This is a genomic window from Serratia sp. BNK-12, from assembly GCF_047456085.1.
Classification (GTDB): domain Bacteria; phylum Pseudomonadota; class Gammaproteobacteria; order Enterobacterales; family Enterobacteriaceae; genus Serratia; species Serratia liquefaciens.
The window spans coordinates 3,239,083-3,253,132 of the sequence record NZ_CP179896.1 but is presented as its reverse complement, the minus strand read 5'-3'; the positions used below and the strand labels follow the sequence as shown (position 1 = coordinate 3,253,132).

11 protein-coding genes are annotated in these 14,050 nt (G+C 54.2%); 5 read left to right on the top strand and 6 right to left on the bottom strand.

The window, feature by feature from the left end:
• Positions 1 to 198 precede the first annotated feature (198 nt).
• Positions 199 to 1,341, bottom strand: coding sequence for a MurR/RpiR family transcriptional regulator (locus ACMGG1_RS15175; protein ID WP_128864194.1), 1,143 nt, complete (start codon positions 1,339 to 1,341; stop codon positions 199 to 201).
• A 402-nt stretch (positions 1,342 to 1,743) separates the two neighbouring features.
• On the opposite strand from ACMGG1_RS15175, the gene ACMGG1_RS15170 reads away from it, so the two are divergent.
• The 5 genes from ACMGG1_RS15170 to eptB all read left to right on the top strand — a co-directional run bounded on the left by ACMGG1_RS15170 (position 1,744) and on the right by eptB (position 7,080).
• Positions 1,744 to 2,049, top strand: coding sequence for a PTS sugar transporter subunit IIB (locus ACMGG1_RS15170; protein WP_122078544.1), 306 nt, complete (start codon positions 1,744 to 1,746; stop codon positions 2,047 to 2,049).
• A 109-nt stretch (positions 2,050 to 2,158) separates the two neighbouring features.
• The gene (locus ACMGG1_RS15165; protein WP_115059177.1) at positions 2,159 to 2,485 is read left to right on the top strand and encodes a PTS lactose/cellobiose transporter subunit IIA; all 327 of its coding nucleotides are present in this window, start codon (positions 2,159 to 2,161) and stop codon (positions 2,483 to 2,485) included.
• Positions 2,478 to 3,779, top strand: coding sequence for a 6-phospho-beta-glucosidase (locus ACMGG1_RS15160; RefSeq protein ID WP_130015522.1), 1,302 nt, complete (start codon positions 2,478 to 2,480; stop codon positions 3,777 to 3,779). The genes ACMGG1_RS15165 and ACMGG1_RS15160 overlap by 8 nt, the downstream gene beginning before the upstream one ends.
• 54 nt (positions 3,780 to 3,833) lie before the next feature.
• Complete coding sequence (gene celB, locus ACMGG1_RS15155; protein ID WP_122078548.1) at positions 3,834 to 5,195, top strand: PTS cellobiose transporter subunit IIC; 1,362 nt, start codon at positions 3,834 to 3,836, stop codon at positions 5,193 to 5,195.
• Positions 5,196 to 5,427: 232 nt separating this feature from the next.
• On the top strand, positions 5,428 to 7,080 hold the full coding sequence (gene eptB / locus ACMGG1_RS15150) for a kdo(2)-lipid A phosphoethanolamine 7''-transferase (protein ID WP_262244418.1): 1,653 nt from the start codon (positions 5,428 to 5,430) through the stop codon (positions 7,078 to 7,080).
• Between the two features lie 67 nt (positions 7,081 to 7,147).
• Here the strand turns inward: eptB and ACMGG1_RS15145 are convergent, their stop codons facing one another.
• The 5 genes from ACMGG1_RS15145 to ACMGG1_RS15125 form a co-directional block, all read right to left on the bottom strand.
• Positions 7,148 to 7,282, bottom strand: coding sequence for a hypothetical protein (locus ACMGG1_RS15145; protein WP_020826247.1), 135 nt, complete (start codon positions 7,280 to 7,282; stop codon positions 7,148 to 7,150).
• 260 nt (positions 7,283 to 7,542) lie between these two features.
• Positions 7,543 to 9,045 (bottom strand): glycine betaine/L-proline transporter ProP, encoded by a 1,503-nt coding sequence (gene proP, locus ACMGG1_RS15140; RefSeq protein ID WP_020826248.1) that lies wholly within the window; start codon positions 9,043 to 9,045, stop codon positions 7,543 to 7,545.
• A 407-nt stretch (positions 9,046 to 9,452) separates the two neighbouring features.
• The gene (locus ACMGG1_RS15135; RefSeq protein ID WP_414160831.1) at positions 9,453 to 10,817 is read right to left on the bottom strand and encodes a TolC family protein; all 1,365 of its coding nucleotides are present in this window, start codon (positions 10,815 to 10,817) and stop codon (positions 9,453 to 9,455) included.
• Between the two features lie 3 nt (positions 10,818 to 10,820).
• The gene (locus ACMGG1_RS15130; RefSeq protein WP_414160830.1) at positions 10,821 to 12,761 is read right to left on the bottom strand and encodes a MacB family efflux pump subunit; all 1,941 of its coding nucleotides are present in this window, start codon (positions 12,759 to 12,761) and stop codon (positions 10,821 to 10,823) included.
• Positions 12,758 to 13,942, bottom strand: a complete 1,185-nt coding sequence (locus tag ACMGG1_RS15125) for an efflux RND transporter periplasmic adaptor subunit (RefSeq protein ID WP_130015527.1) — start codon at positions 13,940 to 13,942, stop codon at positions 12,758 to 12,760. Before ACMGG1_RS15125 ends, ACMGG1_RS15130 begins: the two co-directional genes overlap by 4 nt.
• Positions 13,943 to 14,050: the final 108 nt, after the last annotated feature.

Here is a 14,050-nt window from a genome sequence, read left to right as displayed (position 1 = left end):
AGAAGCCATTAAAAAAATAAAGTCGTGCAAATTTCACTTAGGGTGATATCTAAGTGGAATGTTAACGATAACGTAGTAAGAATATTCCCATCAATAGGCAGTTGTAACCCAAACCGCTAATTAGGAAAAACCTCAGGCCAGCGCCGCAGCGGTGATATTTACCGTTGAAGGCCCGGCAAACGGCGCTGTGGCAGAGACTCAATCTTCTGTCTGTGACCCCAGGCTTTCGGGCAATAACTGCGCCAGCAGCAGGTCGAGAGTCAGCATCAGTCCATAGCGTGCCGTACTGCCGCCGCTGAGCGGCAACACCTTATCCGCCAGCCCGGCCAGCGTAGTGCCCGCAGGGGTTAGGGCGATGCGATAGGCACCGGTCGCGCCGGCCAGTTTGGCCGCGTTCAGCAAATCGCTGTTTTCCCCACTCATAGACAGCAGGATCACGCACTGTTGCGTGCTGAGCGTGGAGGCCGTCATGCGCATCAGCGCCGCGTCCTGGCAGATAAATGCAGGGTAACCCAGGCCCACCAGGCGCTGTTGCAGCTCATTGGCATAAAGCGCCATGCTGTTTACGCCAAAAATATGCACGCTCTTGGATTGGCTCAGCTGCTGGCAAGCATCGATCAGCGCTGCATGTTCTACTTGCTGCAGCTGTTGATGCAAGGTGGTTTCCACGTCGTTGACGCGCTGTAGCCACAGCCGCGGTGGGCCATTAGGCGTGGCTTGGGCGGTCAAATAGCGTGAGCCGCTCACGCTGGCCTGAGCCAGTTTCATGCGCAGATCGCGAATATCGTCGCAGCCAATGGTTTTGGCAAATCGGGTGATGGTGGCCGGGCTGACTCCCGCCTGGCTGGCCAGCAATTCGATGGTGGCGGAGGAGGCGAAGGCAATATCGTCCAAAATGGTCTGTGCGACTTTGGCCTCCTGCTGACTGAACTGATTTTGTCGTGCGCGGATCTGATAGACGATGTCGCCAATATCTTCACAACCGATGGATTTAGCAAAACGGCTGAGGGTGGTGGAGCTGACGCCAGGCAGTTTGCCGATGCCGGCCGCGGAGGCAAAGGCGATATCCATGCTGCCGAGCACGGGTTGGGCTACCTCAGTAGGAGGGGGGGTTGCCGTCGACGGGGAGCGCATTAGCGCGATAAAGTCGTTAAGATCCTGACAGCCAAGGGATTGGGCAAAATGAGCGACGATCTCAGTGCTGACACCTGCTCGCTCTGCCAATTGCTCAATGGTTGCTGTTGATGTAAACCCCGGGTTGTCCAGTATGGCTCGGGCAACTTTTGCTTCCTGGCGGCTGAACGGATCCTGGCGAAACTGAATGTGGTAAACGAGATCCATGACTGCAGTGTCCCTTCTGTAATGCCAACCGGCGATCTGTGCTTCAAATTAGCCTGTTTTTCACACGGCATAAAGCGATAACCAGAAGAATAAGCTAATGAAAATAATTTTCAATCAGGACAGATTTGAAACGAGATGCTCTTCGCATTGTTTATCGGTCAGTGATTTATCACTTTGTTTTTAAACGTTAAAGACAGGTTTTAAATTTTGTGGTTATGAAAAATCAGATCGCCGATCACAGTGTTGAAAAAAATTTTCACGACGAAAAATCTCTAATACATTGTTTTTAAAGGATTAGCCAAAAGTCATAATCAAATCGTATGGAATCAAGGTATTTACAAGCGTGTTACGGAACTGTTTTATATTTGCATCGCCAAGTGGCTAACAACCGGGATACTAAAAATGCAAACCATCGTCTTATGTTGCGCAGCAGGCATGTCGACCAGCATGCTGGTACAAAAAATGAAAGCCGAGGCGCAAAAACGGGCGCTGGATATCGTGATTGAAGCCGTGCCGGTGGCGGATTTCGAGCGCATCGTCGAGCGTGCGGACATTGTACTGCTGGGGCCGCAGGTGAAATATGAACACGCACGTCTTTGCGAACTTGCTGCGCCCTTGGGTAAAACTGTCGCTGTGATCGACATGATGGATTACGGCACTATGCGTGGAGACAAGGTGCTGGATAAGGCACTGGGCTTGTTAGCCTGATAACACCCTGAGGGGCTTGGCCCCATTTATCCTTTATTTATTCATCGACCGCGGGTTATTTCATGACTCTCGGCGGGATCGCTGCGCCTGAAATAAGGCCGGGGAGGTGATGGTGGATTTGGAAACTAGCGTTATGGAGTTGCTGGTTCATGCCGGCAGCGCTCGCAGTTCGCTGCTTTCGGCGCTGCAACTGGCACGTCGCGGTCAGTTCGCAGCCGCAGAGGTTAAGTTGGAAGAGGCGAAGGCCGGCATCGGGAGGGCGCACGGCATGCAGACGGAGCTGATTGGCATGGATGAGGGAGTTGGGAAAATACCGGTCAGTCTGATTCTGGTGCATGCGCAGGATCATTTGATGAATGCCATGCTGATTCAAGATCTGGCCACCGACATGATCGAGCTTTATCGCCGTTTACCGCAGGGGCAAAGCAATGACTAAGATAACCGTAATTGGCGGGGGCAGCAGCTACACGCCGGAGTTGGTCGAGGGGCTGATCGCCCACTATCAGGACGTTCCGTTAACCGAACTGGCGTTGGTAGATGTAGAGTCCGGCCGCGAGAAAGTGGGCATCATTGCCGAACTGACCAAAAGAATGCTCAAGCGTAACGGGCTGGAGCAGGTGGTGGTGTCGGTACATTTCGAGCTGGAACCGGCCATTCGCGGTGCCAGCTTTGTACTGACTCAACTGCGGGTCGGGCAACTGGCCGCCCGTGCTGCCGATGAACGCCTGGGTTTGAAATACCAGCGCCTGGGTCAAGAGACCACCGGTGTCGGTGGTTTCGCCAAGGCATTGCGCACCATTCCTGTCATGCTGGAAGTGGCGCGTACCGTAGAAGCGGTAGCGCCGGACGCCTGGATCATCAATTTTACCAATCCGGCTGGTATTGTCACCGAAGCGGTCTCCCGTTACAGCAAGGCGAAGATTATCGGCTTGTGCAACGTACCGATCACCATGCACCACATGATCGCCGACATGCTGAAGGCACCTCATGATCAGGTCGATCTCCGTTTTGCTGGACTGAACCATATGGTGTGGGTACATCAGGTAACGCAAAGCGGCAGGGATGTGACCGCCCAGGTGTTGGAGATGCTGAGCAATGGCGAAACGCTGTCGATGAACAACATCAAGGATCTGCCTTGGCCGCCGGCGTTTTTGCAGGCGCTGGGTGCGATCCCTTGCCCATATCATCGCTATTTCTACCAAACCGCCGGCATGCTGGAAGAAGAGCTTGAAGCCGCTGCGGCCCAGGGAACCCGTGCTGAACAGGTGATGAAGGTAGAGGCAGAGCTATTTGCACTGTACGCCGACCCAACGCTGGATAAAAAACCAGAGCAGTTGAGCTTCCGTGGCGGTGCTTTCTATTCAGAAGTGGCGGTCGAGCTGATCCGTGCCATTCACAATAACAGCGGCAAGGTGCTGGTGGTGAACACCCGCAATAATGGTGCGATTCAGGGCCTGCCGGATGACGCAGTGATTGAAACCAACTGCGTGATCGACGCACAGGGCGCTCACCCGCTGAGCTTCGGGCCGCTGCCGCTGGCCATGAACGGGCTGACTCAGCAGGTGAAAGATTTCGAGCGTTTGACCATTGAGGCTGCGGTGCATGGCGATCGTCACAGTGCGCTGTTGGCGCTGGTGGTGAATCCGCTGATTGGTGGCGTCGGTATCGCAGAACCTTTGCTGGATGAGGTGCTGAACCTTAACCAAGCCTATTTGCCGCAGTTCAACTAAGTCGATATTCCATAATAATAATCACGATGCCGGCTTGGCCGGGCAGGGGGAATGATGGCGGGTTTAAATAGCATTCTGGAACGTTACGTATTGCCGACGGCGTTAAAAATCGCCGGGCAAAAACACATTTTATCGGTACGAGACGGCATAATTCTCAATATGCCGTTTATGTTGATCGGGTCATTTTTCCTGATCTTCGCCTACTTGCCGATCCCGAGCTATGCCAACCTGATGGGGGAGGTATTCGGTGCGGCCTGGCGCGACAAGCTGTTGTATCCGGTCAAAGCGACCTACGACATCATGGCGATTATCTCCAGCTTTGGCATTGCCTACCGGCTGGCGGAAAAATACCGTGGTATGGACCCGCTCAGTACCGGTGCGGTTTCGTTAGTGGCGTTCATCATGACCATTCCTCAACACACCCTTTTTGCCCCGGTGAAAGGTGCCGCGGAGCAGATTGTCAAAGGCGTGCTGCCGATGAACTTTATCGGCAGCCAGGGATTGTTTGTGGCAATCGTGGTGGCGCTGTTGTCGACGGAAATCTACCGGTTCGTGCATAACCGCAATCTGGTGATCAATATGCCTGAAGGGGTGCCGCCAGCGGTGGCGAAATCCTTCCTGGCGTTGATTCCGGGATTTTGCGTACTGGCAGTGATCCTTCTGCTGCGCCTGATCGTCGAAGCCACGCCGTTTGGCGATATCAACACCATGATCGCTACGCTGATCGGTATCCCGATGCATCACGTGGGCGGAACGCTGCCGGGAATGATTTTCTCGGTGATCCTGATTGGCCTGTTGTGGACGTTGGGGCTGCACGGTGATGCCATCGTATTGGTGTTCATTCAGCCGGTGTGGTTGGCGAATATGTCGGAAAACCTGGTGGCGTTTCAGAACAACCAGCCTATTCCACACATTATTACCCAGCAATTTTACGATTTATGGATAGCGCCCGGCGGAACCGGTGCCCTGTTGGGGTTGGTGATCTTCATGCTGGTGCGCAGCCGTAGCGCGCAGATGAAGCAGTTGGGGAAAATCGCCGCGCCGGGTTGCCTGTTTAATATCAGTGAGCCCATGGTGTTTGGCATCCCGTTGGTGATGAACCCCTACTTCTTCCTGCCGTTTATCCTGACACCAGTGGTGCTGGTGATCGTGACCTACAGTGCGATGGCAACCGGTTTGGTGACGCCGCCGGTTGGTATAGCCTTACCGTTTACCACGCCGATTTTCATTAGCGGCTATCTGGCAACCGGAGGCCATATTTCGGGAACGGTGATCCAGGTGGTCAATCTGCTGATTTCAATGGCAATTTACTACCCGTTCTTCCGTGCCTGGGATAAGCAGAAGTACCGCGAAGAAAATCAGGCCGCGGCATCGGCACCTAGCGCTGCGGTTGGTGAACAATCCCTGACGCCATAGCGGGATAAACCATCTTCCTGCGGCAGCGCACCTAACCGCTACCGCAGGAAGGATAAAAGCCGTTTTGCACACGAATTGTTACATCATAACAACGTTATTTTTCTCCGCGCTGGCAACGCCCGCCTAAATTACCTGTCAGATAACCACCCAGTAGCAGGGGGAGAGAAACTCTCACAACAACCTGTATCTGGCAGATGGCTATGAACTCACTTTGGCAGGAATGGTATCAATAATGCAGAAGTTCCGACGTTGGACCCAGTTGCAGGTCTCCTTTTTTATCGCTTTCTATCTCGGTGTATTACTCAATATCCCTATTTTTTATCGTCGTTATCAACAGCTTCATAACGATAACCTGTTGTCGATTGGCATTGAAATTGTCGCGGCCTTTTGCCTCGTATGCTTTATCACGCTGCTTATCTCCTTTTTGGGGCGCCGGTTGTTTCGTGTTTTGGCCACGCTGCTGGTCCTGAGCTCGGTTGCTGCCAGCTATTACATGGTGTTGTTCCACGTCGATATCGGCTACGGCATTCTGGCGGCGGTGATGACCACCGACGTTGATTTATCCAAAGAGTCGGTAGGCTGGCATTTTGGCGTATGGATGGTGCTGGTGAGCCTGTTGCCGCTGCTGTTGATTTGGCTGGCCCCGATGCACGAAGCCGCATTCAAACGCGGCAATCAGCTGGCATTGGTCAAAAAAGGCGGGATTATGCTGGCCTCTGGCCTGTTCTGCTGGCTACCGCTTCAGTTGATGGGCCAGGTGCAGGATCAACACGACCGTGAAAATAATCAGATGATGGCCAGCTATGGCGGGGTCGTTGCCGGCAGCTATTCACCGTCTAACTGGCTTTCGGCCCTGGGGCTGCTGACTTACAGTTCCTACAGCCAGGCGGAGGACAGCCGGAATCTGTTTGATCCGGCGGCGCATTTCACCTACCAGCCGCCAAAAGACGTGAATGATCTTTATGTGGTATTCGTGATTGGTGAAAGTGCCAGACGCGATCATATGGGGGTTTACGGTTACCAGCGCGACAATACGCCGAATCTAGATAAGGAAGCCAACCTGGCGGTGCTGCAAGGCTATTCTTGCGATACGTCAACCAAGCTCTCTCTGCGTTGCATGTTCGTCAGAGAAGGCGGGGCATCGGAAGAGCCGCAGCGCACACTGAAGGAAATGAACGTCTTCTCGGTGCTGAAGAAGCAGGGGTTTTCCTCCGAGCTATTCTCTATGCAAAGCGAAGCCTGGTTTTATAATAAGACCCAGGCGGACAGCTATGCTCTTCGAGAAAGCATTCAGGCGGAAAAACGCAATGCCGGTAAACCCGTGGATGATATTGCGTTGATCGATGAACTGCAGGATTCGCTGGACCGCCATCCTCAGGGAAAACACTTGGTGATTTTGCATACCAAAGGCTCACACTATATGTACACCGAACGCTATCCGCGGGCTTTTGCTCGCTATCAGCCGGAATGCCAGGGTATTGACGATACGTGTTCAACGGAATCGATGATCAACTCTTACGACAACAGCCTGTTGTACACCGACTATGTTCTTGAGCAGGTGTTCAATCAGTTGCGCAACCGTAACGCTATCGTGTTTTACGCCTCTGATCACGGTGAGTCGATCTCGGAAAATATGCATTTCCACGGCACGCCGCGCGATCACGCGCCGAAAGAACAGCGTACCGTGCCAATTATGGTCTGGGCATCCGACAAGTTTCTCAGTCAGCCCGATCACCAGGCGGCATTTAATCAGTTAAAGGCGCTGCAAAAGGCAAAAACGCCGGTGTTTCATGAAAAGCTGTTCGACAGCGTGCTGGGGTGTATCGGCTATACCTCGCCGGACGGCGGGATTGTGAAGCAGCGTAACTGGTGCCAGGTCAACTGAGTTGCCAGCCGTATGACTAACCGCCGAAAGGCGGTTTTTTTATGCATTAAGCTGGCGGAAAGCTCCCTTAACGAAGACTCTCAATCCAGTGGAAGATCCGCGCCAGGGCGTGCGTGATATCGCCAATGTTAAATAACGCGCCTATCCATATCGCAATCATGATGGCTACGGCAATAACGATCGGCATATCCATTCTACTCATTGGCTATCTTCTTCAATGGGTTAACTTGATTTCAAGCCTAGCATCAAACCTCGCCGGGATAAAATATCAGGCTAATAGTGCCAAAATCCGGTTTGCCGAAATCGCACTGTGGCCGCTTATACCCCGATGATTACTGCCGGTGAAAAACGGCGGTCGCGCATGGGGCGCAGAAGGAAGGTTGTGCAAATTTACGTTCGGACGTTGACCGGATTACGGCAATAAAAAAGCCACCCGAAGGTGGCTTGTCGTTAGAACGCTGTTTAGTCCAGTTTTGGATGCTGGTCGATCAACGTCTGTTTTTTCTTTTCCAACTCGGCAATCTGCTCATTGATGTCTTCGACTTTCTGTTCGATGTTGTCGTAGTTTTCTTGCAGCAGCTCTTTGGCTTCCGAACGATCCGAAGCCGCCGGGGTGGCACCGCGCAGCGGTTTATTGGCGGTTTCTTTCATGTACAGGCCGGTGATCAGACCGATGACGGCGACGACCATCAGATAATAAGCCGGCATATACAGGTTCCCGGTCGCTTCGACCAGCCAGGCGGCAACCGTCGGCGTCGCACCGGCAACCAGTACCGAGATGTTGAATGAAATCGCCAATGCGCTGTAACGAATATGCGTCGGGAACATCGCCGGCAGGGTGGAGGCCATCACACCGGTGAAGGAGTTCAGCAGCACCGCCAGCACCAACAGACCGACGAAGATCAGACCAATCACGTTACTGTTGATCAGAATAAAGCAGGGGATAGACAGAGCCAACAGACCGACGCTGCCGCCGATAATAAACGGCTTACGGCCGATGCGGTCACTGGCCAGGCCTATGACCGGCTGCACGAACAACATACCGATCATGATGGCGATAATGATCAGTACGCCGTGATCTTCCGAGTAGTGCAGGTTATGCGACAGGTAGCTCGGCATGTAAGTCAGCAACATGTAATAGGTCACGTTGGTTGAAATCACGATACCGACGCAGACCAGCAGGCTTCTCCAGTGCTTGGCCGCGATCTCTTTGAAAGAGGTCTTCGGCGGGTTTTCGATGGCGTTGCGGTCGTCTTTCTCCATCTTTTCCACGTGCTGCTGGAAGGCCGGTGTTTCTTCCAGCGCATGGCGCAGGTACAAACCGATCAGACCCAATGGCGCTGCGATAAAGAACGGAATACGCCAGCCCCAGTCGAGGAAGTTGGTTTCACCGACGATGCTGGAGATCAGTACCACCACGCCAGCACCCAGCACGAAACCGGCAATGGAGCCAAAATCAAGCCAGCTGCCCATAAAGCCGCGTTTTCTGTCCGGTGAGTATTCGGCTACGAAGATAGCCGCGCCGGAGTATTCGCCACCTACCGAGAAGCCCTGTGCCAATTTGGCCAGCAACAGCAGAACCGGTGCCCAGATGCCGATAGAGGCATAGGAAGGGATCAGGCCGATACAGAAGGTACTGACCGCCATGATAATAATGGTGATGGAGAGTACTTTCTGGCGACCGAATTTATCGCCCATCGCGCCAAAGAAGATACCGCCTAATGGACGTACCAGGAAGGGAACGGAAAAGGTCGCCAGTGCGGCAATCATCTGTACGCCAGGGGTGGCGCCAGGGAAAAAGACTTGCCCAAGGGCGTAGGCCACAAAGCCATATACACCGAAGTCGAACCATTCCATTGCGTTACCTAATGCGGCCGCGGTAATGGCTTTTTTCAGCTTGCTGTCATCGATGATGGTGATGTCATTAATATGCATCGGTTTATGTCGTTTTTTTCTTAACTTCATATAATCATCCCTTAATCAATTTTAGTCGTACGTGAATTCGCAATCCTCGTTCACTTCTTCTGCCCAGTTATCAGCGTGGCTAATCTTATTGCGATGTTGCCAGATTCGCCACTGCCTTTTTTGTGTGATGCGAGTCACGTAATAAGTCAATTTTCACCGGGAATATGTCATTTAGGTGACTAATTATTTTGCATCTATAGCTTAGCGTTATATCTTGCGGCGATCAAATTTAGCAGTTTATCTTATCAATTTGCACCGATTTAGCGCATAAATAGATTAATTATTGTTCATAATGGTGGTTTTTTGTCTGGGAAGGGATGAAACAAGTATAGAAAGAACTGCAGTAAAAACGGGCAAAATTAATGCATTCCAGATGAAAAAGCCTGGCGCGATCGCCAGGCTCAGCCTTACTGCGCAGAACCACCAAACTCCAGATAGAGTTGCGCCAGGTTTTGGTATTGAGCGAACCGGTTTTCATCCACGGCTAGCTCCGCCAACCGACGGCGATTTTGCGCATCCAGCCAGAAATTGATCGGCACCGAGCCTTGCCGGTAGCGGCTTTCATTCAATCGTTCAGATTTACGCGCCAGCGCCAATGCCGCTTGCAGGTGTTTCTCCTGTGCCATCAGTTGCGTACGTAACGACAGGGCATCATCAATGTCGGCCATGGCTTTATACAGCGCCTGCTTGAATTCCAGCACCTGCAGTTCATAGTCGCTGCGGGCGATTTTGATATCGACGTCCATTTGCCGCCATTCGAGGAACGGCAGCGACAGTCCGGCACCTACCGTTGCCAGCGGATTACGCAAAAACTCCAGCAATGCGGTGCTGCTGGCACCTAATGAGCCCGTCAGGCTGAAGGCCGGGTAGTACTGGGTGCGTTTGATGTCCACGTTAGCCAGAGTTTCACGCAGTCGCCACTCTTTGGCACTGATATCCGGGCGATGGCGCAGCACGCTGGCCGGGATGCCGGCATTGATTTGCGGCAATGGACCGGTCGGCAGGCTCTCGGGCTCAACCAACGTGTTTCCCGGCGGCGCACCCAGCAGTACCGTCTGTTCGTTCAGCGCCTGTTGACGCTCACGCAGCAGTGTCAGATGGCTGCTTTGCTGATTAATCAGGTTCTGTTCGGCATCCACCACGTCCAATGAAGAGACGCTGCCCGCGCGGTAGCGTGCCTTGACCAGCCCCAGGGTTTGTTGGGAATAGTCGATGCTTTGCTGACTGACGCGGATTCGCTGATTGATAAAGCCGATACGCCAGTAATTCTTGCTGGCGCTGGCGAGCAAAGCCAGACGCGCACTTTGCAAATCCTGTTGCGTGGCCTGGCTGGCCCATTCCGCGGCGTCACGTTGCCGCGCCAGTTTGCCCCATAGATCGACCTCATAGCTGACGCCGAGATTGGCGCTGCTGCTTTTATTCCAGGCTGAGGAGCCTGAAAGGGCGGTATTGGCTCCGCTGCTGAGCGTTGCGTTCACACTTGGCGCGGTGCCGATATCAGCTCGCTGCGCCGCCAGTTGGGCACGGTAGACGCGCAGTGCGGCGGCGGCCAAATCGTTATTGGCCGCCATCACCTGCTGCAGCCATAGGTCCAACTGGGGATCGCGGAAATCACGCCAGTTGAATGGTTCTGACGTGTCGGCTTCGGCGTTTTGCTGCCAGTCGGCCGGATACTGCACCTTTGGAGACTGATACTCGCTTTTCAGCGCATTCCCGCAGCCGGTACTGAGCAAGGCCGTGAGGCATAACGCGAGAGGGGATAAGGTTTTCATAAGTTACTCGCTGGCCAGAGAAATGACCGGATCCATCCGCGCCGCTTTGCGGGCAGGGAGATAACCGAAGATCATGCCAATCAGGGTGGAGCAGCAGAAGGCCACGGCGGCGGCCTGCCAGGAATAGATGGCGGTGAGCATGCCCCCCGCCAGCAGGGTAAACAGCGAGCCGGCAGCGAACGAAAGTAAAATGCCCAATGCGCCACCGATCAGGCAAACCAGTACGGCCTCGATCATAAACTGCTGCATGATATCGCTGCGACGTGCGCCAACGGCCATGCGCACGCCGATTTCGTGCGTGCGTTCGGTCACTGACACCAGCATGATATTCATCACGCCCAGGCTGCCAATAATCAGGGAGATCGAGGCGACCATCAGGATCAGCAAGGTCAGCGTCATCGAGGTGTGTTCAATCGATTTTCGGTATTTGTCGAGATTGAACAGCATAAAATCCTTCACGCCATGACGTTGAGTCAGCAACTGTTTAATCGCGGCGACGGCGGCTTCGTTGGATACGTCCTCTTTCAACCGGACATTAATGCTGCTCAGCGTCGATTTGCCCACCATGCGATACATCACGGTGGAGTAGGGCATCCATACTCTGATGCGGTTGGGGGCCGAATCCTGGTTACTTTGGACTATGCCGACTACCCGGGCCGGTACCGCACCGAGGAACACGATCTGGCCCAGAGGCTCAACGCCGAAATCGCCGAACAAAGCCTGCCGCGCGTTTTCGTCAATGATCACTTCCTGCAGCGCATTGCGGTCATCGAGGAAGTTTCGACCCTGTATCAGCTTGAGGCCGCTAACGCGCAGGTTATCGCGGCCCACGCCGCTGATCGACGCGTTGGCCGATTTGCTGCGAAAGCGAATGCTCTCTGAGGCGCTGACTTCAGGGCTGACGCTGTCGACAAAGCTCTGGCTGGCCAGCGCGTCGGCATCCGCCGGTACCAGGGTGCGGATGCTGTCGATGCTGTCGTCAAAGAAATCACGCCCGGGATAAATGCTGACGACGTTAGTGCCCAGATCTTTAATGCTCTCCAGCGTGCGCTGTTTTGCGCCTTCGCCCAGGGCGACCACCGTAACCACGGCGGCGATGCCGAAAATGATGCCGGTCATAGTCAGCGCTGTGCGCAAGCGGTGGGCGTTCATCGCTTTCAGCGCCATCTGCAGTGACTCCCGGGTGCGGTCGAGCAAGCTTTGCCAATAGCCTTGTGCAACTGGCACGCTCTTTTTCACCACCGGGGGAGGCACCGGCGATTTACGGCCGCTGTCGGCGACGATCTCGCCATCCTGCAGTTCGATAATACGCTGCGCGTGCTGGGCCACTTTCATGTCGTGGGTGACGATCACCACCGTGTGACCACGCTGGTTCAGTTCGCTGAGAATCGCCAATACTTCCTGACCGGATTTAGAGTCCAACGCGCCGGTCGGTTCGTCCGCCAGGATGATTTCCCCGCCGTTGATTAACGAACGAGCAATGCTGACGCGTTGCTGTTGGCCGCCGGACAGTTGACCGGGCTTATGGTGCTCGCGGCCCTCCAACCCCAGGCGCGCCAACAATTGTGCCGCGCGCAGGCGACGTTGGTCGCGCTTGCTGTTGGCGTAAATCGCCGGGATTTCGACGTTGCCCAATGCGCTGATATCCGGCATCAGGTGATAGCGCTGGAAGATAAAACCAATGTGTTCCCGACGAAGCCTGGCCAATTCGTCCGGCGACAGGTGTGCGGCATTATGGCCGCTGATGAAATAGTCCCCCTGATCCGGCACGTCCAGACAACCGATGATGTTCATCAGCGTTGATTTGCCCGAGCCTGAGGCACCGATAATGGCAACCAACTCACCGGCGGCGATCTTGAGGTTGATGTTTTTCAGTACGGTGAGCGGCTCGCTGCTGTTGGTATAGGTGCGGCCAATCCCTTTCAGTTCAATAATGGTGTTCACAGTAACAGGCCTTCTTCGCCCGGCTTGGCGCTTTCTTGCACCAGCACTACGTGTTCACCCGCCTTTAATCCAGAGAGGATTTGTATATCGACGTTATTGGTAATACCGGTTGTCACCTCACGTATTTCCACCCGGTTATCCCCGGTCAGCACTTGTACCTGCTGTTTTTTGTCCGCGTTTTTATGCACTGCCTGAATCGGAACCAACAGCGTGTTTTTTGCCTCACCCAGTAGCAATGAAACCTGAGCCGTCATGGCAATGCGCAGCCGGTTTTGCGGATTGGGCACGTCGAGCAGCGCGTTGTAATACACCGAAGCGTTGGCGCTGCCGGAGCCTGAGGCGGAACCGCCGCCGCTGAGCGAATCGTCTTTCATGATGGACTCAGGCGCCAATTCGACGGTGCGCAGCGTGGCATCGTACTTTTTGTCCGGTTCGGAGAAAATGGTGAAGTAGGCTTTTTGCCCTTGGGTAACGCGGGTAATGTCGGCTTCGGAAATCTGCGCCTTGATGGTCATCACATCCAACTGCGCCAGTTTGACGATGGTAGGGGCGCTCTGATTGGCGTTTACCGTTTGGCCTTGCTGGGTAATGACGGCAATGACAATGCCGTCCATCGGTGCCAGGATGCGGGTGTAGCTCAGATCGACCTTCTTCTTGTCCACCTCAATTTGCGCCTGCACAATACGTGCATTCAGCGCAATCAGTTCGGCGCGGGTAGCGGCAAGCGTGGCCTCGGCCGCTTCAAAATCCTCGCGCGAGCCGGCTTCGTCTTTCAACATGCGTTTCTGGCGTTTAAAACGGGACTCCGCCTGCTTCAACAGCGCCTGTTTGGCCTGTAAATCCGCTTTTGCCACGTTCAGCGCCGCTTCGGCATTACGCAGATCGTTACGTTGTGGCAGGTCGTCGATGTCGGCAATCGGCTGGCCTTTGGTCACCCGGTCGCCAAGTTTGACCTTCAGGGACTTCACCTGGCCTGAAACTTGAGCGCCGACGTTGACCCGTTCGAAAGCATCCAGCTTACCGGTGGCCAATACCGCGTTTTCGATATCGCCAAGCCGAACCGGCGCCGTGACATAGGGGGCCGGTGAGGGGCTTCGCAGTGAGATCAGTGTAACGACGGCAGTAATGACCAGCAGGACGCCGACCAGAGTAAACGCCAAACGGCGCGGAGTGACTTTCATAATGTTATCCGTAACAGCAACGTTGATCCCAGAAGCCGCTATAGTGGCATCCAGCGCTTTAACTAACAATAAACATGCCGCAGACGGCGAGGGAAAAGTGCCACTGAT

Excerpts from the sequence above, each read along its gene's own strand:
- ACMGG1_RS15145 (WP_020826247.1), bottom strand. The coding sequence starts at position 7,282 with ATGAGTAGAATGGATATGCCGATCGTTATTGCCGTAGCCATCATGATT.
- ACMGG1_RS15175 (WP_128864194.1), bottom strand. The coding sequence starts at position 1,341 with ATGGATCTCGTTTACCACATTCAGTTTCGCCAGGATCCGTTCAGCCGC.
- eptB (WP_262244418.1), top strand. The coding sequence starts at position 5,428 with ATGCAGAAGTTCCGACGTTGGACCCAGTTGCAGGTCTCCTTTTTTATC.
- ACMGG1_RS15135 (WP_414160831.1), bottom strand. The coding sequence starts at position 10,817 with ATGAAAACCTTATCCCCTCTCGCGTTATGCCTCACGGCCTTGCTCAGT.
- ACMGG1_RS15160 (WP_130015522.1), top strand. The coding sequence starts at position 2,478 with ATGACTAAGATAACCGTAATTGGCGGGGGCAGCAGCTACACGCCGGAG.
- ACMGG1_RS15165 (WP_115059177.1), top strand. The coding sequence starts at position 2,159 with ATGGTGGATTTGGAAACTAGCGTTATGGAGTTGCTGGTTCATGCCGGC.
- ACMGG1_RS15170 (WP_122078544.1), top strand. The coding sequence starts at position 1,744 with ATGCAAACCATCGTCTTATGTTGCGCAGCAGGCATGTCGACCAGCATG.
- ACMGG1_RS15125 (WP_130015527.1), bottom strand. The coding sequence starts at position 13,942 with ATGAAAGTCACTCCGCGCCGTTTGGCGTTTACTCTGGTCGGCGTCCTG.
- celB (WP_122078548.1), top strand. The coding sequence starts at position 3,834 with ATGGCGGGTTTAAATAGCATTCTGGAACGTTACGTATTGCCGACGGCG.
- proP (WP_020826248.1), bottom strand. The coding sequence starts at position 9,045 with ATGAAGTTAAGAAAAAAACGACATAAACCGATGCATATTAATGACATC.